This window comes from Stenotrophomonas sp. SMYL41 (assembly GCF_036319965.1).
Classification (GTDB): domain Bacteria; phylum Pseudomonadota; class Gammaproteobacteria; order Xanthomonadales; family Xanthomonadaceae; genus Stenotrophomonas; species Stenotrophomonas maltophilia_R.
In genome coordinates this window covers 59,611-80,599 of sequence record NZ_JAWIRX010000024.1, presented here as the reverse complement: position 1 = coordinate 80,599, position 20,989 = coordinate 59,611, and the positions used below count along the sequence as shown (strand labels likewise).

Genomic DNA, 20,989 nt, shown 5'->3' with positions numbered 1-20,989 from the left:
CCCACCAGAGCAGAACGCCGTTCCGACAGATCGCGGAAAACTGTCGGAGGCGGGGCGGGTCCGGTGGCAGGGGCGTGAGCCGCATGGATGCGGCGACCGAGCTTACATGGACGTACTTGCAGCGTCCCCTGCCACCGGACCCACCCCGCCTACCCACAGGAACCCGGCTTTGACGTTGCTCTGGCCTTGGCTCTGGCCTCTGCGGGTGCAGGGCGCAGCCCTGCAGAGAGCCCCCCTACCTGAACAGGCCTTTTTGCGTGAAGTCTCAAATATCGTTTAGACTTGCGCGGTCTGCAGCGGCCGTCCGTTTCCCTCCGGGACCGCCGGCGACCAGGGTCCGCCCTCTTCGCCCGCCCCCACTCCGACGCCGTTCGTCACGCATTCCAGCCTGCGCTTCGTGCCGGCTGCACCCAATTCTCGCAGCGCGGTTCACGGGAACGCTCCGAGTCAGCCGATCAGTTTGATCTGCCCCCGCCTGTCCAGTCGGTCAGGCGTTTCTTGTACTTGGAGCAAACTCAATGTCTTTTGAATCGCTGGGCCTGGCGCCCTTCCTGCTGCGCGCGCTTGCCGAACAGGGCTACGAAAACCCGACCCCGATCCAGCAGCAGGCGATCCCGCTCGCGCTGGCCGGTCGCGACCTGCTGGCCGGCGCACAGACCGGCACCGGCAAGACCGCCGCCTTCGGCCTGCCGCTGCTGCAGCACCTGGGCACCGCCTCGCAGGAAGTACGTGCCGGCCCGCGCAAGCCGCGTGCGCTGATCCTGGCCCCGACCCGCGAGCTGGCCACCCAGGTGCATGACAGCCTGCGTGGCTACAGCAAGTACCTGCGCATCCCCAGCGCCTGCATCTACGGCGGCGTCGGCATGGGTAACCAGCTGGACATCCTGCGCCGTGGCGTGGACCTGCTGGTGGCCTGCCCGGGCCGCCTGATCGACCATCTGGAGCGCCGCAGCGTCGATCTGTCCGGCATCGAACTGCTGGTGCTGGACGAAGCCGACCGCATGCTCGACATGGGCTTCCTGCCGTCGATCAAGCGCATCCTGGCCAAGCTGCCGAAGCAGAACCGCCAGACTCTGCTGTTCTCGGCCACCTTCGAGGACAACATCCGCCAGCTGGCGCTGGAGTTCATGCGCAACCCGGAACAGATCCAGGTGACGCCGAAGAACACCGTGGCCGAAACCATCACCCACCGCGTGCACCCGGTCGATGCCGGCCGCAAGCGCGACCTGCTGCTGCACCTGCTGGCGCAGGACAGCCGCGAGCAGACCCTGGTGTTCGCCCGCACCAAGCACGGCAGCGACAAGCTGGCCACGTTCCTGGAGAAGTCGGGCATCAAGACCGCGGCGATCCACGGCAACAAGAGCCAGGGCCAGCGCCTGCGCGCGCTGGGTGACTTCAAGGCCGGCCGGGTGACCGTGCTGGTGGCCACCGACATCGCCGCGCGCGGCATCGACATCAACGAGCTGCCGAAGGTGATCAACTTCGACCTGCCGATGGTGGCCGAGGACTACGTGCACCGCATCGGCCGCACCGGCCGCAATGGCGCGACCGGCCAGGCGATTTCGCTGGTGGCGCAGGATGAAGTGAAGCTGCTGCGCGCAATCGTGCGCCTGCTGGGCCGCGACATGGACATCCGCGATGTGCCGGGCTTCGAGCTGCAGACGCCGATCCGCTGGGGCAACAGTGCGCCGGGCAAGGCCGAGCACGATACCGGCGAGCGCGCACCGCGCAAGAGCCACGCGCGTCGCCCGCACGGCGATGCGCCGCGCCATGCGCATGCCGGCCCGAAGAAGGCCGGCGGTGGCCGTCGCGAGGGCGGTGGCAATGGCCAGCAGCGTGCGGGTGCAGGCGCCGGTCAGGGCCAGCGTCGTGGGGGTGGTGGCAATGGTGGCGGTCGTGGTCGTGGCCAGGGCGGCGGCGGCGGTCGCGCCGGCTGATCACAGCTGACAGCTGTTGTGCTTCCCGCTGCGCGGGAGGCTATCGGGGGACGGCGCTGACGCGCCGTCCTTTTTTTTTGCCGGCTACCGTGGGTGAAAGCACGCGGATGGTTTGGCTTGGGGCGGCGCAGGGCGGAGTGGGGGCAAAACACGCCGTAAACCCATCCATGGGGGCTCGATCGCGCCATCCATGGCGCTCACGGTTTTGCCCCCACTCCGCCCTGCGCCGCTTCAAAGATCGCCAGCGCCTACTTGTCCCGCCGGGTAGCCGGGAGAAGAAGATCAAATTCAAATTCAAATTCAAATTCAGATTCAAAGGCAAAAGCCGAAGTCGAAATTCCTGGCTTTGCTTTTGCCCTTGCTCCCGCCTTGGGGTTCGATGCGTCCGCGCCCGCAGGAAACTGTCGAGGGGAGGCCGGGCGGGCTGCGCAGGACCGTGAGGCGCATGGATGAGCCGATCGAGCTTACATGGACGTATTTACAGCGTGTCCTGCGCAGCCCGCCCGGCCTCCCCCACACGCATCAATCAAGGCGCGCAAAGCCTCAACCCCTCGCTTTACTCGGATTCACCAGATTCCCGAAGAAGATCGCGTTGATCAGCAGCCGATCCGTCCCGTGCCAATACTTGCGATGCGCCGGATCATCGGCAAACAACACCACGTTGCCCTGCCCCTGCGCAGACACCAGCAGCCATGCGCTGCCCGCCACCCGCGTGCGGTTGCGCGCGGACAGATAGCCATTCACTCGCGGCGGCGTGTCGATGCGCACCACCGTCGAGAACGGATTCGCGCTTGGCTGCAGCGTTACCGTATTTTCCTTGTTGATCGCCAGCTGCCTGCGTGGCACGCCGAACGCCAGCGGATGGCTGGTATCCACGTCGGCACTGAGGATGTTGCCGCTGACCCGCTCGATCGCGGCGATGTCACGCTGGTCACCAAACGCACGACGGCTTTCGTCAGCAGCATCTTCCTCCTTGCCAAGCTTCTCACCGTCGGCCAGCTTCTGTTCGATCGCCCATTTCGAGGCACTGCCGTAGGTCACCAGTGAACCACCGGCCTGTATCCAACGCTTCAGTGCAGCCACCGCCGTGGCATCGATGCCGGTGTAGGTTCCGCCGGACAGCACGATGGTGGTGTAGCGATCCAGCGGCACTTTGCCCAGCTGCTGGGGATCCAGCTTGCTGGCGCGCAACCGCAGCTGCTGGTCCAACAGGAACCACGCCGAACCAATTTCGGTGGCCGCTACGCCCTCGCCCATCACCAGCGCAACGGCCGGCTTGCGCAGTGCCTTGACGCCATCACTTCCGAGATCGATGCCCTCGCTGCTGCGGCCGCTGGACAGCGCATGCACCGGCACGCCGGCAGCGCGCGCGGCGGACGTCACTGCTTCAAGCAGCGCCGCGCCCTGCAGCGACTGCCCGGCAACAGGAATCACCAGGCTGCCGGCAGCGAAGCTGACCTCGCCCTGCGCGGTCGCGGTGGTGAACGGCTGGAATGCCGCGCGTGCATTCACACCCTTGTCCTGCAGCGCGGCCAACGCGCGCCCGGCATTGTAGTCGCGCCAGTCGATTGCGTAGGCGAATCCGGCCTGGCCGCCCAGCACGGCGCCCGGCTCCGCCGGTAGCGCGGTCACGCGTGCGCCGCCGTCGATGCGGCTGCGGCTGCCGGCGAAGGCCACGCCGTAAGCGGGTGCAATGGCATAACTGGTGCTGCCGTAGAACACATCGCCCTTGATCGGCGGCGTCTCGGCAAAGATCGAATGCACCAGGCGGAACTGCGCCTGCTGCACCGGCACCACGTAGGCGCTGCCGGCATCGAAGCGCTGCCCATCGACAGTGATTGCACGATCCAGCGCGCGCACCTCGATGCGATGCAGCAGCAACAGTTCCAGCAGGCGGCGGGTCAGTGCCGGATCATGCGCATCGCCGAATACGAAACTCTTCACCGGCTGCTGTGCGGCCTGCTTCAGCGCGCTCTGGAAGAACTGCTTCTGCAGGTCGAACAGGCCGCTGCGCTCGGTCACCGCGCCACGCACCGTGCCCAGTCCGGTAGCGACCTGGTTGCGGATGGTGAACGGGAAGGTCAGCAGGCCATTCACCGATTCCTGCACGCGGCCGCGCGAGCTGGCCTGCTCGACGGTAACACCGACAGCGCCATGGAAGTCCGGATAGGTGGAACCGTAGACCGGCGAGAAGTTGTCGAAGTTCTCGCCGGTGTAGTACAGCGAACCCAGCGCGTCCAGCGCCTGCGCGTGGTACTTGGCCAGGGTCCTGTTGAACTCATACGACGCCGCGGGAATCAGCGGGCTGTGCATGCTCTTCGGCGACGGTTCAAAGTAGTAGGTGCTGTCCTTGCCCATCTCGTGGAAGTCGATCTGCACGTTCGGGTACCACTGGTGGAACACCTCCACCTTCGGCCGCGAGTCCTGCTGGGTCAGGGCCAGCCAGTCGCGGTTGAGATCGGTGAAGTAGTGGTTGGTGCGGCCCTGCGGGAACGGTTCGACGTGTTCCTTGTCGGCCGGGTCGGCTGAGGCTGGATCGGACGCCCAGGCGTTGTGCCAGTTGGCGGCACGATCACGGCCATCCGGATTCTGCGCCGGGTCGAACAGCACCACCGCCTGCTGCAGCCACTGCTGGGTTTCGGCGCTGCGGTTGGCCACCAGGTAGTACGCCGTCAGCATCGCCGCTTCGGCACTGGAGGTCTCGTTGCCATGCACGCTGTAGCCCAGCCACACCACCACCGGGCTGTCACCGGCGGCGCTGCGCGGCTGCGCCGGATCGGCCAGGGTCGCGTGCTGCTGGCGGATCTGTTCCAGCCGCGCATGATTGCCTGCAGCGGTGACGGTGGCGATCAACAGCGGGCGACCTTCATAGCTGCGGCCGATCTCGCGCACACTGATCCTGTCCGAACGTTTCGCCAGTTCCTGGAAGTACGCCACAAGCTGGTCGTGCCGCGTGTAGCGGCTGCCGATCGGGTAGCCGAGGAACTGTTCCGGCGTGGGCACCGCCGCATCGAACGCCGCTGCATCGGCAACCTGCGGGAAGAAGTAGGCACTCTGTGCCTGCGCCGGCTGCGGCGGGGACAGTGCGGTGGCGGCGGCAAGCAGCAACGGAAGAACGGCACGGCGATGCAAGGACACGGTGACTCCCCTGGAACTCAACGGCAGACGGTCGCGCGGCCGGTTCGCTGGGGAGACCGGCCGCGGCGGATGGATCAGAAGCGGTAGTCGAAGCCCAGCGTGAAGTAGCGGCCACGCAGGTCGTACTGGCTGAAGTCGTACGGCGCGCGGATGCCGGGGAAGGAGGCGTCGTACGGCGGCGTCTTGTCGGCCAGGTTCTGCACCTTGGCGTACACGGTCAGCTTGTCGATGCCGGTGTAGGCCAGGTACAGGTCGTACTGGCTGTAGCTGCCGACGCGCTGCTGCACGGCCTTGGCGGCGGAGCTGGCCTCCTGGCGGTAGCTGCTGGTGTAGTACCAGGTCACCGCCGCGTTGAAGTCGCCGTACTTCCAGTCCAGCGTGGTGGTGGCCTTGTCCTTGGGCAGGGTCGCGCCGAGGTTGCTGCCGGCGTAGTCGACCAGCGGGCCGCCGACCACGGTCGGGCGACGGTAGTCGCGCACGTGGGTGTAGGCCGAGGACACGGTGAAGTCACCCAGTGCCGCGGTCGGGATGCGCTGGCGCAACTCGACATCGATGCCCGAGGTCTTCAGCTCGCTCAGGTTCTGGTAGCGGTTGTAGACCGCCTGCAGCTTGCCGCGCTCATCGCGCTGCACCGCGCCGGCCACGTTGTCGTTGACCAGGGTCTGGGTGTTGTTGGTGCCGACCAGGTTGTCCAGCTGGATACGGTAGTAGTCCACGCTCAGGTTGGTGTTGGCCCACGGCGACAGCACCACGCCGAAGTTGACGCTCCTGGTGCGCTCCGGCTTCAGTGCGTTGTTGCCGACGGTGAAGAAGGTCGGGTTCTGGCGCGAGCCCGGCACGTCCGGATCACGCGGATCGACCACGCTGCCGTAGGCGATGCTGGTGCTGTTGGAGTTCTCCGACAGCGACGGTGCACGGAAGCCCTTCGACGCCGAGGCACGCACCAGCAGGAAGTCGAGCGGCTGCCAGCGCAGGCCGATCTTCGGCGAGAACGCATCGCCAAAGTCATCGTAGTGATCGGCGCGCGCGGCGGCGGACAGCTCCAGCGTCGAAGCCAGCGGCACGTTCACTTCGGCGTAGGCGGCACTGACCTGGCGCTGGCCATGCACTTCGGCGATGGCCGGGCGCACCTGCAGGCCGGCATCGATCTGCCACGGGTTGTTGGAATCGAGCTTCTCGCGGCGCCACTCGGCACCGGCAGCGAAGCCGATCTCGCCAGCCCAGGTGTGGCCCAGGCTGCCGGAAATCTTCGCGTCGACACCCTGCAGCTTGGACTCGGCCGGGCGCAGCGTGGCGATGTTGATTGAATCACGTACCGACTGCGGCGTGGCCGCCGGATTCAGCAGGTTGTAGCTGCCGGTGGCCAGCGCATCGGCCAGTGCCCAGCGGTTGGCGAAGCCGCCGGACACACTCTCGCGCTCGCTGCTGCGTGCGCCGAATGCGGCCACTTCCCAGTCCCAATTGGCGGTGGTGCCGCGCAGGCCGAACACGCCGCGATAGGCGGTGGAGCGGTTGGTCTTGATCGTGCCGCCGAGGTCGAAGAAGGTGTATTCAATCGGGATCGCGCGGCCGTACGGGTTGTACGGGTTGTTGGCCGGCAGCAGCGATGACACCGGCTCTGCCAGGCCGCTGTTCGCGTTCAGTGCGAAACGTCCGCTCTCCAGGGTGAAGAACGGGCTGCTGCCGAACCACGCGGCGCTCTTGATCTGGCTGTACAGCACTTCGCCGAACGCTTCGACATTGTCGTTCAGGCGGAAGGTGCCGTTGGCATAGGCCTGGTAGCGCTTGGTGGAGGGGATCAGCGTGGTGAACGGCGCCTGGTTGAACCCGCAGGTGTCGCCAGCCAGGCCGTCGATCGGTGCGCTTGCAACGCGGGTGGTGCCGGCCGGGCAGTTGCCGTTGGCATCGAGCATCGGCACCGACACGCCGTTGACCAAGTAGCGCGCGCCCTTGGCCGACCAGCCGTTCCAGCGGCCGCCAGGCTTGTCGGTGTAGATGCCGCTCCTGGTCAGGTTGCGTTCGTCCTGGTCCAGGCGTTCGCGGTTGTAGCCCTGCAGGCTGAAGAGGATGTTGTAGCCATCGGTATCGAGATCACCAAGGCCACCGACGAACTTCAGGTTCTGCTCGTGCAGGCCGCCCTGGTCGGCACCGCCGAAGCTGCCGCCGATCTCGGCGCCTTCGAAGTTCTGCCGGGTGATGATGTTGACCACGCCGGCCACGGCGTCGGAGCCGTACACCGCCGAGGCACCGTCCTTGAGTACTTCGATGCGCTCGACCGCGACCAGCGGCAGCGCGTTGAGATCGACGAAGGTATCGGACAGGCCGCCGGCGGGGAAGCCGTAGTTGGCCAAACGGCGGCCGTTGAGCAGCACCAGCGTGTTTTTCTGCGACAGGCCACGCAGGCCGATGCCGGCCGAGCCGGAGGCCCAGCCGTTGTTGGTGGTTTCGTTGCTGGCGTTGCCGGTGTTGGCCGAGATCGAACGCAGCACGTCGGCCACGGTGGCCTTGCCGGTCTGTTCCAGCTGCTGGCGGCCGATCACCTGCACCGGGTTGGAGGCCTCGGTATCGGTGCGCTTGATGTTGGAACCGGTGACACGCACGGCGGCCAGGGTGCTGGCTTCGCCACGGGCGTCGGCGGAGGTTTCGGCGGCGGCGGACAAAGGCGCGGCCAGAGCGACGGCCAGGGCCGCCACGAGCAGGGTGTGCTTGGGCATGACGATGTAGGGGAGGTGGTAAGGACGACGAAGTTCCGCAGTAGTCCATGCCTGGCCGGGGTCCGGCCAATAACATCTCTTCATACGGATATAAGAGAAACTATCATCTCTTCATCCGGATGAAAAGACGTTCTTCACGAAAGACCAACCTCCGCTCAGGCTGCCCGGCGGCCTGCGGCGTACAATTGCGGCATGGAAATCTTCAAAGTCTTCATGCTCGAGGCGGCGCACCGCCTCCCCAACGTGCCGCCGGGGCACAAATGCGCGCGCCTGCACGGCCACTCGTTCCGGGTGGAACTGAAGGTCGAGGGCGAACCCGGCGCGCAGACCGGCTGGATCATGGACTTCGGTGACGTGAAGGCGGCCTTCCAGCCGATCTACGACCGTCTGGACCATCACTATCTCAATGACATCCCCGGCCTGGAGAACCCGACCAGCGAGAACCTGGCGGTGTGGATCTGGAACGAACTCAAGCCGAGCCTGCCGGCGCTGAGCGAGATTACCGTGCACGAAACCTGCACGTCGGGGTGCCGCTACCGCGGCCCGGCGACCTGATCAACCCATTGATCTGAAAGGTTTTCCAAAGGCGCCTTGGGCGCCTTTTTTATTTTTGTTGCAATGCCGCATCAAGGGCGTATGCTGCATTGCATCAAGCCACTCCCTGATGCCCCATGGCCGCCGCCTTCAGCGATCGCTTCAGTGATGCCACCCGCCAGCTCGCCGCCGCGGCAACGCGCGCGAACCGGTTGGCGTTGGAGAACGCGGAAAGCATGTTCGGCGTGCAGCTGAAGGTGATGGAGCGCAACCTGACCGCGACCGGCGGCTGGCTGGGTGAACTGGCCCGCGGCGACGATGCGGCCGGGACGCTCTCCAAGGGGGCGCAGCTGTGGCAGGACAACCTGCAGCGGCTGGGCCAGGCCCAGCAGGATGTGGTCGGACTTGGCCTGCAGGCCAGCAAGGCCTGGTCCGAACTGGTGCAGGGCTACAACGAATCAACGGCGGACGCGAACAACCACTGACGCGACGCAACGCTCATTGCGTGGGTCCCTCCCCCTACGCAATCCGGACCCGGCAGATCCCTCCCTCTGCCGGGTCTTTTTTTGCCTGGCGTTCGGATTACGGAGCGCGTCTTCGTCCGGATTCGCTGCGAACTGATGGGCCTCGCCGGGGTGGGCAGGGGCCTGGGCAAATGTCCCCCGGCGCCGGCCGTTGGCCGTCACCTCCTCCTTTACTTTGCCCAGGCCCCTGCCCGCCCCGACGAGGCTCGGCGTGCGGTGAGTAGAGCGCAGCGCGCGCGGGCGCCTTTCAAGGACGCGCCGACGAGCTCCGAACGCAGGGCGGATGCCCTTGCGTACGAAGTAAAGGGGGAGGTGACGGCCAACGGCCGGCGCCGGAGGACATTCGTACGCAAGGGCATCTGCCCTGCGCCGCGCAGAACACACCGCCACAAGCGCGTCTTCGTCCGGATTCGCCGCGAACTGATGGGCCCCGCCGGGGTGGGCAGGGGCCTGGGCAAATGTCCCCCGGCGCCGGCCGTTGGCCGTCACCTCCTCCTTTACTTTGCCCAGGCCCCTACCCGCCCCGACGAGGCTCGGCTTACGGCAGGTAGGGCGCAGCGCTTGTGGCAGCCTTTCAACGAGGCGCCGACGAACTCCGAACGCAGGGCGGAGGCCCTTGCGTACGAAGTAAAGGGGGAGGTGACGGCCAACGGCCGGCGCCGGAGGACATTCGTACGCAAGGGCATCCGCCCTGCGCCGCGCAGAATGAAACCGCCGCACGCGATGCAGGAACGACTCAGCGCCCGCGGCTACCGTGCCAATGCTGGTGCCACGCCTGGAACATCAGCACGTTCCACAGGTGCGTGTGCCACTTGCGCTCGCCACGCAGGAACGCCTCCCAGATACCGCGCACCCGCGCCGCGTCGAAGCAACCCTGGTTGCGCAGCAGCTGCGGGTCCAGCAGCGCCTCCGCCCAATCGCGCAACGGACCCGCCAACCAACGCGCCATCGGCGGACCAAAACCGCGCTTGGGGCGATACACCAGCGGATCCGGCAGGTAGCGCGCCAGCAGGTGCTTGAGGATCCGCTTGTGCTCGCCATCGTGGTACTTCAGGTGCTGCGGCAGGCGCCAGGCCAGGCGCACCACCTCCATGTCCAGCAGCGGCGCACGGGTTTCAACGCCCGCCGCCATGCCCGCGCGATCAACCTTGGCCAGGATGCCCTCGGCCAGGTCCATGCGGAAATCCAGCAGCTGGATGCGCGCCTCGGCGGGCAGCGCCGTGTCCTGCTGCTGGAAGATCGTCACCGGCTCGCGCGCGCCCAGCACCACCTGCGCCGGCTGCCGCCAGCGGGTCACGCGCTGCAGGTAGTGGCCTTCCACATCGTTGGCGGCAACCTCGGCCACCAATGCGCGCCAACCACCGAGGCGGCCGCGCTCCACGTTCATGCGATTGCCGCTGCGCCGCGCCAGCCCGCGTACCCAGTCCGGCAGGCCGCCGCACAGGCGCGCATTGCGCAGTGCACGGCCGTAGCTGGGGTGGCCGAAGAACAGTTCGTCGCCGCCATCACCCGTCAGCGCCACCGGCTTGCGCGCGCCCAGCAGTTCGCTGGCCAGCAGGGTCGGCAGCTGCGAGGCGTCGGCGAAGGGCTCGCACCAGACCTGTGGCAAGCGCTGCAGCAGGTCCAGGCCCTGCCGCGCGTCCATGCGGTGCAGGTGGTGTTGCACACCCAGGTGGCGCGCGACCTGCGACGCCCAGTCGCTCTCGTCATGCCCTGGATCGTCGAAGCCGACGGTCCACGCTTCGATCGGCAGCGTGGATTGGGCCTGCATCATCGCCGTCACCAGCGAAGAGTCGGTGCCGCCGGACAGGAACGCGCCGCAGGCCAGTGGCGAGTGCATGCGTGAAGCGATGGCCTTCTGCAGTACCGCTTCGAGCTGGTCGGTGGCCTGTTCCAGGCTGGGCGCCGGCTGCAGCGGCTCCTGCAGTGCGCTCTGCATCGCATCGCGTGCACACCAGTAGCGCGTTCCCCCCTGCGCGGCCTGGCTGGCGCAACCCGCGGCATGGTCGCTGAGATCGATGCGCAGCACCCCGCCCGCCACCAGCTTGTGGATGCCACGGTAGATGGTGTGCGGCGCCGGCACATAGTCGTGGCGCAGCAGCAGGCTCAGGGCGTCCTGGTCGATGCTCGGCGCGAAGCCGGCGAAAGCCTGCAGCGCCTTCAACTCGGAGGCGAACAGGAACTGGCCCTGGTGCCAGCCGTAATACAGCGGCCGCTCGCCCACCGGATCACGGGCCAGCCACAGCACGCGCGACTCGCGGTCCCAGATACTGAAACCGAAAGCGCCCTCGATACGCGACAGCGCCCGCTGCACGCCCCATTCAACGATCGCCTGCAGCAGCAGCCGCGCATCGCTGCAGCTGCGCGGCAGATCGCGCAGCTGCGCCTGCAGGTCGCCGCGGTTGTACAGGCGGCCGTCCAGGCACAGTACGTAGCGACCGCAGTCCGAGCTCAGCGGCTGCAACGGCGTATCGGTCGGCGCCCGGCAGTGGCCCAGCGCGAGGCCGGCCTCGGCATCGGTCCAGTAGCCAATGCGGCCACGCCCCCGCTGCTGCAGGGCGCGCAGCATCGGGGCCAGCTGCTGCAGCAGCTGCTCGTCCTCGGCCGGCGGCAACCAGGCCCCGACCACGCCGCTCATCGGGAGCCTCCGCACTGACAGCGGCGGGACGGGTTCGGCAGGCAGGGGGCGGCGGGCGACATGAGGACGGCACGCGGAGCGGAGGAGACTCCATGCTCGGCCCCGGGCCGCGCGGCGTCAGTCGCTTTGCTGTCAGCGATCGTCACCAGACGTATCACGAAGGTAACGTTTTGTAACAGCCTCAGGCTATGCTGGACGCCAAGTTGTTGCCGGGACTGAGACCCGGCCCGCGCGCCAGCAACCCCGGCTGAATGGCGCCCGCCCCCGGGACCCGGGCGGCCCGAAGGCTGGGATAGCATCGCCGCGCTCGTGCCGTGGCGGTACGTTTGCGCCCACGGAGGCCTTGGAAATGCTGGATATCGTACTGGTCGAAGACGATGCCCGCCTGGGAGCGATGGTCAGCGACTACCTGCAACGGCATGGCTACCAGGTGGCCCACGAGCGCAGCGGCGAGCGCGCAGTGGCCCGGATCCTGGCCGAGAAGCCGGCCCTGGTGCTGCTCGATGTCGGCCTGCCCGACCAGGATGGTTTCGAAGTGTGTCGGCAGATCCGGCCCCACTACGACGGCATCATCTGCGTGCTGACCGCCCGCACCGACAACATCGACCAGGTGCTGGGCCTGGAACTGGGGGCCGACGATTACATCGGCAAACCCATCGAACCGCGGGTGCTGCTGGCCCGGCTGCGTGCCCACCTGCGCCGCCACCGCCGGGTCGAGCCGCGTGACGGCAGCCTGCGCTTCGGCGAGTTGAACATCGACCCGTCCACCCGCAACGTGCACCTGCAGGGCGGCCTGCTGGAGCTGACCACGGCCGAGTTCGACCTGCTGTTCCTGCTGGCCAGTAATGCCGGCCAGATCCTGGACCGCGACGCGCTGCTGCGCGGCCTGCGTGGAATCGCCTTCGACGGCCTGGACCGTTCGATCGATGCCCGCATCTCGCGCCTGCGCCGCAAGCTGGGCGACAACCCCGAGCAGCCGGAACGGATCAAGACCGTCCGTGGCCGCGGCTACCTGTTCAGCCGGTCGGCATGGGGATGAAGCGCACGCCTTCGGCGATGCGCGGCCACGCCTTCCACTTCCTGCGCTACGGCATCGGCTTCCTGGTCGCCCACCTGTTGTTGATCGTGCTGGGCCTGTGGGCCTGGGATGCCCTGCTGGAAGACCGCACTGAAGCCGGCCTGCAGGCCGAGATGCGCGGTACCCATGCGCTGCTGCAGCATCGTTTCGCCGAAACCCCGCGCGAGCAGTGGCCGGCGCTGGCGCGCGAACTCGACGCCGATTTCGCCTACGCGCTGCGCATGGTGCCGCTGGCCGAGGCCATGAAGGAGCTGCCGGCCAGCCAGCGCCCGCCGTTCAACAACGGCCGCGTGCAGATCGACCTGGAGCACATGCGCAGCCTGCAGCGGATCGGCCACAGCGACTACGCGGTGATGCTGGGACCGTTGGACGAAGCACTGCCCGACGAGGGCTGGCAGGACAGCGAAGTATCCGGTGTGGCGATCCTGCTGCTGATCCTGATGGTGGCGGTGGCACTGCCGATGTACGTGATGGTCTACAGGCTGTGGCGGGATGTTTCGCAGTTGGCCCAGGCGGCGCGGCAGATGCGCGACGGCCAGCTGGATACCCGCGCGCCGCGCGCCGGTACCGCGCTGGTGCGGCCATTGGCCAACGCCTTCAACCACATGGCCGAGCAGCTGCAGCAGCTGCTGGAAAGCCAGCGCGTGCTGGCCCAGGCGGTGGCGCACGAGGTGCGCACGCCGTTGGCACGGATGCGATTCGGCCTGGCCGATCTGGAAGACACCGCGCTCGACGATGTACAGCGCGATGCGCTGGGCGGGCTGCGCACCGATGTCGATCGGCTGCAACACCTCACTGATGCCGGCGTCGAGTACGCCGCACTGGGCCGCTGCCACCAACTGACCCGCCAGCGCCTGCAGCTGGCGGCGCTGGTACGCGGCGTGGTGGCCCAGTTCGCACCGTTGCCGATGCCGGTGCAGCAGGCGTTGTCGCCCGTGGGCCTGGTCAACGTCAACCGGCACATGCTGGAACTTGCGCTGCGCAACCTGCTCGGCAATGCGCTGCGTTACGCGCGTCGGCAGATCCGCATCGCCAGCACGGTCAACGACGGCTGGCTGTGCGTGCAGGTGGAGGACGACGGCCCCGGCATCGCACCGGAACTGCGCGGCCAGGTGCTGCAACCCTATGTGCGGCTGGACCCTGGCAGCCCCGGCTTCGGCCTCGGCCTGGCACTGGTGCAGGTGGTGGCCGACAAGCACGGCGGCCACGTCGAGGTGACCGATTCGGAACTGGGCGGCGCCTGCATCCGCCTGCACCTGCCGCTGGAAACCGGCGGTGTCGTGGAGGGCGAGGCGGCCTGCTAGACCGACGGTTCGGCGCGCGGCAGGGCAAACACGAACAGCGCGCCTCGCTCGCTGTCGCGCAGTTCGATACGGCGGCCATGCAACTGCACGATGCGCTGCACGATCAACAGGCCCAATCCGCCGTTGTCGCCACGCCGCGCACCCAGCGCGGCCGGTGCCTGGAACAGCTGGGTACGCAGCGCCGGTGCCACCCCGGGGCCATCATCGGCGACGCTAACCTCCACGCTGTCCGGGGTCACGCGCAGGCGCACTTCGATCTGGCCACCCTCGGGTGCATGCCGCAACGCGTTGTCGAGCAGGTTGGTCAGCACCCGTTCGACCAGGCCCAGGTCGGCACGGACCAGGGGCAGTCCGGGCGGGAACGCCGCGTGCAACTGCTGGCCACGTGCCTGCGCCGCCAGCTCGAATTTCTGCAGCACGTCCTGCAGCAGCTCCGGCAGCGCGAACACCTCCCACTCCAGACGTACTTCGCCGTGCTCCAGCCGCGCCAGCTCGAACAGCGCGCGCGCCAGCCGGCCGACCTTGGCACTCTGCGCCAGCGCAATGCCGAGATAACGCCGGCGCTCATCCGGCGAAAGCGTGGCGTCCTTCAATGCCAGCGTTTCCAGGTAGCCGTGCAGCGACGACAACGGCGTGCGCAGGTCATGCGAGATGTTGGCGACCAGTTCGCGGCGCTGCAGGTCCTGCTGGCGCAGCTGCTGCCACTGCTCACCCAGCCGCTGCGCCATCTGCGCGTGCGCGTGTTCAAGGATCACAAGCTCGTCGCGCTCACCGGGGCGCAGCGGCTCCGGCGGCGGCAACGGCGTGGGCGCATCGATGTCGAAGGCTTGGATGCGCCGGGTCAGCCGCCGCAACGGGCGCGTCACCCAGTAGAACGCCACCAGTCCGGCGAACAGGCCGAGGCCGCCGACCAGCACCACCGACCACAACGTGGTGTTCCACTGGCTGCCGGCGGCAAGATCGTCGGCGAGCATCTGCCGGTGCTCGCCGACCAGCACCACGTACACATAACCGGCCTGGCGGCCCTGCACGATCAACGGCGCGGCGCTGAACACCTTGCGGCCATCGGCGCTACGCGGGTCATCGCCGAGGATCGGCAACGGCGCGCCGGCCAGCAGGCGACGCAACGGCGTCACGTCCACCCGGTTGCGCACCAGGTGCCCACTGGGTGCATCGTGGCCGAGGATGCGGCCCTGGTCGTCCAGCAGGTAGACCTCGACGCTGGGGTTGACCGCCATCAACTGGCCGAACAGCGCACGCACCGCGGCATCGCGCATGCCACTGGTGTCCATCAGTTCACTGCGCTGGGCGATGTGCTCGGCCAGGCCCAGCGACAGGCGCTGTACCACCTCCTGTTCGTGGCGGGTGTTGGCACGCATCTGCAATGCCAGCAGCGCCATGCAGCACATCAGCATCAGCGCGGCGATCACCACCGCCAGCTTCTGCCACAGGTTCGGCTTGATCATGCCGCCGCCCCGGCCGGATCGACCAGCTTGTAGCCGCGGCCCCACACCGTCAGCAGGCGCCGTGGGTTGGCCGGGTCGGGTTCGATCTTGCTGCGCAGGCGGTTGATGTGGGTGTTGACCGTATGCTCGTAGCCATCGTGCTGGTAGCCCCAGACCTGGTTGAGCAGCTCCATGCGCGCGAACACCTGGTCTGGATGACGGGCAAAGAACAGCAGCAGGTCGAACTCGCGCGGGGTCAGCTCCAGCGCGTTGCCATCCACCGAGGCAGTGCGTGCCACAGGGTCCAGCTTCAGCCCACCCAGCTCGATCGCGCCGGCATCGATGCGTGCGCTCTGCGCCATCGCTTCGGCGCGGCGCAGCAGGGCGCGCACCCGTGCCACCAGTTCCGGCATCGAGAAGGGTTTTGCCAGGTAGTCGTCCGCGCCCAGTTCCAGGCCGACGATGCGCTGCGTTTCGCTGCCGCGCGCGCTGATGATGATGATCGGTACATAACGTGCCATCGCGCGTGCACGCTGGCACACCTGCAACCCATCGACGCCGGGCAGCATCACGTCCAGCACCAGCGCATCCCACGGACCTTCCTGCTCGAGCAGGCGCAGGCCGGCATCGCCGCTGGCGGCATGGGCGACGTCGTAGCCCTCGTCGCCCAGATGCATGCGCAGCAGGTCGGCGATGTGGGCATCGTCTTCAACGATCAGCACGCGTTTGGTGGACATCGGCAGCTCGGGGCCAGTGGGGAGGCTGGCTGCATTGTGGCGCGGGACGGCCGCCGATACCTCACGAAAAATTGAATCCTGCGTGAGGATTCGTTGACCCGGGCCGGCGCAGCATGGCCCCGTCGCCCCTTCCCGGAGTCCGCCATGTCCCTCTCCCGCCGCCATCTGCTGGGCCTGGGCGGTGTTGCCACCGCCGCCGGACTGCTCGGCCTGGGGGCCTGCAGCCGCGCCGCCCCGGCCGCCGCCGAAGCGCGTCCGTCGCGACAGTTCGAGGTCATGCACAGTGATGCCGACTGGCGCCAGCGCCTGAGTCCGGCGCAGTACGCGGTGTTGCGCCAGCAGGCCACCGAACGGCCGTGGAGCAGCCCGCTCAACAAGGAACACCGGCAAGGCACCTTCGCCTGCGCCGGCTGTGCACTGCCACTGTTCTCCTCGTCCACCAAGTTCGAGAGCGGCACCGGCTGGCCCAGCTTCTGGGCGCCACTGCACAACGCCATCGGCGAAGACCGTGACGTCACCTTCGGGATGCTGCGGGTGGAGGTGCATTGCCGCCGCTGCGGCGGCCATCTCGGCCATGTGTTCAACGACGGCCCGCGCCCGACCGGGCTGCGCTACTGCATGAACGGTGCGGCGATGGTGTTCGTTCCCGGTGCCACTGATGGCACTGCCGACGGCTGGCGGGTACCGGTCGGTTCTTCCACTGCTTCCGGAGCCTGACGATGCTGCTGTTGCTGCTTGCCTACCTCGGGGGCGCGCTGACCCTGCTCAGCCCCTGCATCCTGCCGGTGCTGCCGTTCGTGTTCGCCCGTGCCGATCGCACGTTCCTGCGCAGCACGCTGCCGCTGCTGCTGGGCATGGCGCTCACCTTCACCATGGTCGCCAGCCTCGCCGCGGTGGGTAGCCAATGGGTGGCGCAGGCCAACCAGGTCGGACGCTGGATCGCCCTGCTGCTGATGGCGCTGTTCGCGGTCGCTCTGTTGTGGCCACGACTGGCCGACCACCTGCTGGCGCCGTTCCAGCGCGTGGGTGCCCGCCTGAGCGCGCGCGCCGATGCGGCGGATGCTGCCGGGCATGGCGGCGCGTGGACCTCGCTGCTGATCGGCATCGCCACGGGCCTGCTGTGGGCACCCTGCGCCGGGCCGATCCTCGGCCTGGTGCTGACCGGCGCCGCCCTGCATGGCGCCAGCGTCGGCACCACTGCGCTGCTGCTGGCCTATGCGCTGGGCGCGATCACCGCACTGGCGCTGGCGGTGTGGATCGGCGGCCGGGTGTTCCGCGCCATGCAGGCGCGGCTCGGCCTCGGCGACGTCCTGCGCAAGGTGCTGGGTGTGGCCGCGCTGCTGGCGGTGGTGGCGATCGGCCTGGGCTGGGATACCGGCCTGCTGACCCGTCTTTCGACGGTCAGCACCGCGCGCATCGAGCAACGCCTGCTGGACGCAGTACCCGGCGCGCAGCCGGCGGCACCGCCGATGATGATGATGGCCGGCGCCAATGCCGGTGCCGATGCACCACTACCGGTGGAGGGCACCCTGCCCGCGCTGGACGGTGCCACTGGCTGGCTCAACAGCCCGCCACTGAGTGCAGGGCAGCTGCGCGGCAAGGTGGTGCTGGTCGATTTCTGGACCTATTCCTGCATCAACTGCCTGCGCGCGATGCCGTTCGTGCACGAATGGGAGCGACGCTACCGCGACCACGGCCTGGTGGTGGTCGGCGTGCACACGCCGGAGTTCGCCTTCGAGCGTGACCCACGCAACGTGATGAAGGCGGTGCAGCAGCTGAAGGTCGAGTACCCGGTGGCGCTCGACAACCAGTACACCATCTGGCGCGCCTTCAACAACCGTTACTGGCCGGCGCAGTACTTCGTCGACGCACAGGGCAACATCCGCGGCCACCAGTTCGGCGAGGGCAACTATGCGCGCTCGGAACAGATGATCCGTCGCCTGCTGACTGAAGCCGGGCAGACGAATCTGCCGCCACCGGCCGATCCCGCTGCCGCCGAACTGAAGGGCGTGGCCGTGCAGGCCGACATGGGCAACCTGCGCTCACCGGAAACCTACCTGGGCTACGCCCGCGCCGAGCAGTTCGCCTCGCCCGGTGGGCAGCGCAGCGACACCGCGTTCGACTACACGCTGCCGACCACCCTGGCGTTGAACCAATGGGGACTGTCCGGGCGCTGGACCGTCACCGACGAAGCCGCGCAGCTGCAGCAGGCTGGTGGCCGCATCGCCTTCCAGTTCCATGCGCGCGACCTGCACCTGGTGCTGGCACCGAGCGAGGACGGCAGGCCGGTGCGCTTCCGCGTCTGGCTGGATGGCCAGCCGCTGCCGGCCGCCGATGCCGGCAGTGATGCCGGTGCCGATGGCAGCGGCGTGATCGATGAGCACCGCCTGTACCAGCTGGTGCGCCAGCGCGGCACGGTCGGCCCGCATCGCTTCGAGATCGAATTCCTCGATGCGGGCGTGCAGGCCTACGCCTTCACCTTCGGCTGAACCGGGAGGACACGATGAAACTTTCCTTTGAACAGGGCATCGCCGCCGGTGTCGCCGGACTGGTGGCTGCCGCATTGATCACCGGCGTGCTGCTGGTCGACCACAGCGCAGTGGCGGCACCGGTCGAGGCCAGCGCGCAGGTCAAGGCACTGCCTGCGCCCAGCGGCGACGCCGCGTTCCGCGATGAGGCCACCCATGCCAGCGTGGTGTTCGCCGGCGGCTGCTTCTGGGGCGTGCAGGGGGTGTTCCAGCACGTCAAGGGCGTGAGCAATGCGGTGTCCGGCTATATCGGTGGCAGTGCTGCCAATGCGCGCTATGAGCGCGTCAGCGGGGGCCAGACCGGTCATGCCGAAGCAGTGAAGATCGACTACGACCCGCGCCAGGTCAGCTATGGGCAGCTGATGCAGGTGTTCTTCTCGGTGGTGCATGACCCGACCCAACTCAATCGACAGGGACCGGATCAAGGCAGCCAGTACCGCTCGGCGATCTTCAGTGACGACGCGCGCCAGCAGGCTGCCAGCCGCGCCTACATCGCCCAGCTTGGCCAGGCCGGCAGCTACCGCGCGCCGATCGTCACCCAGCTGGTCAGCGGCCAGCGCTTCTATCCGGCCGAGAGCTACCACCAGAACTACATGAGCAACTACCCGCAGGCGGCCTACATCCGCTACTACGATGCACCGAAGCTGGCCGCGCTGGGCAAGCAGTTCCCGGCGCTGTACCGCCGCGAAGCGGTACTGGTACCGATGCGGTAGCGGTTCTGCACAAAAAAGACGCACGGCCATCCAGCCGTGCGCTTGGGAAGTATCGGCCGTGCCCCGATCAGGCCCGGCCGACAACGACATGCTAGGCTCGCCATCATCATGGGTACAGCACCAGATGGCGCGAACTTCGATGGATACAGATGACCAGAGCGCGATGATCCCACCTCGCTACCAGCGGCTGTCCGACGAACTGGCCGAGGCCATCCACGGCGGGCGCCTTCCGGTCGGCAGCCGCCTGCCTTCGCTGCGGCAGATGGCCCTGCAGCGCAGGCTCAGCCTGAACACGGTGATTGCCGCCTATCGCCAGCTCGAAGACGCCGGCCTGGTCATTCCGCGGCCCAAGGCCGGCTTCGAGGTCGCGCCGCGGCTGTCGGTACCGGAGCGTTCGCTGCGGGATACCCCGTCCGCACCCACCGCACCACTGCAGCAGGTGCTGATGGCCCGCGTGCTGGAAGCACAGCGGCGCCCCGGTGTGGTCGACCTGGCCTTTGCCGGTCCGCGCGGGCGCCAGTTCTATCCGGGCGCGCAGCTGGCCCGGCATACCGCGCAGGTGCTGCGCCACGGCCTGCAGACGGTGGAGACCTACGCGCGCCCGAACGGCTCGCCGCGGCTGCTGGCGCAGATCGTGCGCCGCGGGCCACGCATGGGCCTGCACACCCACAGCGAGCGCCTGCTGCTGACCCACGGTGCGATGGAGGCCCTGCAGCTGGCGCTGCGCGCGGTCACCCAGCCCGGTGATGCGGTGGGCATCGAGGCGCCGTCCTACTTCAACCTGTACCCGTTGCTGGCCAACCTCGGCCTGCAGGCCATCGAGCTGCCCACCCATCCGCAGCACGGCCTGGATGTGGATGCGCTGGATGCGCTGCTGGAGCACACCCCGCTGGCCGCGCTGGTGGTGATGCCCACCGTGCACAACCCGCTGGGCTGCACCATGCCGACACCCGCCAAGCAACGTCTGGCCGAACTGGTCAACGCACGGCAACTGCCGCTGATCGAGGATGCGGTGTACGCCGAGCTGCAGTTCTGCGAACCGCCGGCGCCCTTGCTGAAGGCCTTTGATCGCGATGGCTGGGTGATGGTGGTCGGTGGTTTCTCCAAGACACTGGCACCGGATTACCGCATCGGCTGGCTGGACGGCGGCCGCTTCGCCGAACGCATCGCACTGCTCAAATTCCAGTCCACCGGCGGCGAGCCGCAGTTGCTCGGCGACGCGGTGGCCGCGTATCTGGAAGCGGGCAGCTACGAGCACCACCTGCACCGCATGCGCCGGCTGTATCGCGAACAAGTGGGACGGCTGCGCCAGCTGGTGGCCGAACACTTCCCGGCCGGCACCCGCGCCACCGAACCGCAGGGCGGGTTCCTGCTGTGGCTGGAACTGCCGGGCGTGGATACGCGCGAGCTGTTCGAGCGTGCATTGCAGGAGGACATCGTGTTCATGCCCGGCCAGGTCTATTCACGGGGTGCGCGTTATCGCCACTGCCTGCGGCTGTCGTGCTGCCAGACGCTGGATGCGCGCTTCATCGGTGCGGTGGAGCGGCTGGGTGCGATCGCGCGGGAGCTGGCGGCTGCAGCACGGTAACGCCGGCCGCTGGCCGGCAACCTCGGGATCGCCAGGTGGATGCAGTTGCCGGCCAGCGGCCGGCCCTACCCAGGCGGATTCGAGGAGGGGCGCGCGCAGCGCGTCGCCCTC

General features: G+C 67.9%; 14 protein-coding genes. 9 read left to right on the top strand and 5 right to left on the bottom strand.

What is annotated here, in order from left to right; genetic code table 11:
• Positions 1–518: 518 nt before the first annotated feature.
• Positions 519–1,937, top strand: coding sequence for a DEAD/DEAH box helicase (locus V3B30_RS20845; RefSeq protein WP_065179109.1), 1,419 nt, complete (start codon positions 519–521; stop codon positions 1,935–1,937).
• A gap of 543 nt (positions 1,938–2,480) precedes the next feature.
• Here V3B30_RS20845 and V3B30_RS20840 read toward each other — a convergent pair.
• Together V3B30_RS20840 and V3B30_RS20835 are read right to left on the bottom strand one after the other, a co-directional pair.
• Entirely contained in the window at positions 2,481–5,075 is a 2,595-nt protein-coding gene (locus tag V3B30_RS20840; protein WP_262083040.1) for a M14 family zinc carboxypeptidase, read from the bottom strand.
• A gap of 74 nt (positions 5,076–5,149) precedes the next feature.
• Positions 5,150–7,789: a TonB-dependent receptor gene (locus V3B30_RS20835; RefSeq protein WP_262083039.1), complete on the bottom strand. Its 2,640-nt coding sequence runs from the start codon at positions 7,787–7,789 to the stop codon at positions 5,150–5,152.
• A 192-nt stretch (positions 7,790–7,981) separates the two neighbouring features.
• Here V3B30_RS20835 and queD point away from each other — a divergent pair, with 192 nt between their 5' ends.
• The gene (gene queD, locus V3B30_RS20830) at positions 7,982–8,344 is read left to right on the top strand and encodes a 6-carboxytetrahydropterin synthase QueD (protein ID WP_014035871.1); all 363 of its coding nucleotides are present in this window, start codon (positions 7,982–7,984) and stop codon (positions 8,342–8,344) included.
• A 116-nt stretch (positions 8,345–8,460) separates the two neighbouring features.
• Positions 8,461–8,808, top strand: a complete 348-nt coding sequence (locus tag V3B30_RS20825) for a phasin family protein (protein WP_100471184.1) — start codon at positions 8,461–8,463, stop codon at positions 8,806–8,808.
• Positions 8,809–9,583: 775 nt separating this feature from the next.
• Here V3B30_RS20825 and asnB read toward each other — a convergent pair.
• On the bottom strand, positions 9,584–11,485 hold the full coding sequence (asnB, locus tag V3B30_RS20820; protein ID WP_100471183.1) for an asparagine synthase (glutamine-hydrolyzing): 1,902 nt from the start codon (positions 11,483–11,485) through the stop codon (positions 9,584–9,586).
• A gap of 349 nt (positions 11,486–11,834) precedes the next feature.
• Here asnB and V3B30_RS20815 point away from each other — a divergent pair, with 349 nt between their 5' ends.
• Both V3B30_RS20815 and V3B30_RS20810 read left to right on the top strand, forming a co-directional pair.
• Positions 11,835–12,524, top strand: a complete 690-nt coding sequence (locus tag V3B30_RS20815) for a winged helix-turn-helix domain-containing protein (RefSeq protein WP_262083038.1) — start codon at positions 11,835–11,837, stop codon at positions 12,522–12,524.
• Positions 12,521–13,867 (top strand): ATP-binding protein, encoded by a 1,347-nt coding sequence (locus V3B30_RS20810; protein WP_262083037.1) that lies wholly within the window; start codon positions 12,521–12,523, stop codon positions 13,865–13,867. The genes V3B30_RS20815 and V3B30_RS20810 overlap by 4 nt, the downstream gene beginning before the upstream one ends.
• On the opposite strand, the gene V3B30_RS20805 is transcribed toward V3B30_RS20810, so the two are convergent.
• Both V3B30_RS20805 and V3B30_RS20800 read right to left on the bottom strand, forming a co-directional pair.
• Positions 13,864–15,333: a HAMP domain-containing sensor histidine kinase gene (locus V3B30_RS20805; protein WP_262083036.1), complete on the bottom strand. Its 1,470-nt coding sequence runs from the start codon at positions 15,331–15,333 to the stop codon at positions 13,864–13,866. The two genes, V3B30_RS20810 and V3B30_RS20805, sit on opposite strands and share 4 nt — an antisense overlap.
• Positions 15,330–16,049, bottom strand: a complete 720-nt coding sequence (locus V3B30_RS20800; RefSeq protein ID WP_262083035.1) for a response regulator transcription factor — start codon at positions 16,047–16,049, stop codon at positions 15,330–15,332. Before V3B30_RS20800 ends, V3B30_RS20805 begins: the two co-directional genes overlap by 4 nt.
• Before the next feature lie 144 nt (positions 16,050–16,193).
• Here V3B30_RS20800 and msrB point away from each other — a divergent pair, with 144 nt between their 5' ends.
• From msrB to V3B30_RS20780, 4 genes are all read left to right on the top strand, one after another.
• Positions 16,194–16,766 (top strand): peptide-methionine (R)-S-oxide reductase MsrB, encoded by a 573-nt coding sequence (msrB, locus tag V3B30_RS20795; protein WP_262083034.1) that lies wholly within the window; start codon positions 16,194–16,196, stop codon positions 16,764–16,766.
• A 2-nt stretch (positions 16,767–16,768) separates the two neighbouring features.
• Complete coding sequence (locus tag V3B30_RS20790) at positions 16,769–18,538, top strand: cytochrome c biogenesis protein CcdA (protein ID WP_262083033.1); 1,770 nt, start codon at positions 16,769–16,771, stop codon at positions 18,536–18,538.
• A gap of 14 nt (positions 18,539–18,552) precedes the next feature.
• Entirely contained in the window at positions 18,553–19,290 is a 738-nt protein-coding gene (gene msrA / locus V3B30_RS20785) for a peptide-methionine (S)-S-oxide reductase MsrA (RefSeq protein WP_100471177.1), read from the top strand.
• Between the two features lie 139 nt (positions 19,291–19,429).
• Entirely contained in the window at positions 19,430–20,878 is a 1,449-nt protein-coding gene (locus V3B30_RS20780) for a PLP-dependent aminotransferase family protein (RefSeq protein WP_262083032.1), read from the top strand.
• Positions 20,879–20,989: the final 111 nt, after the last annotated feature.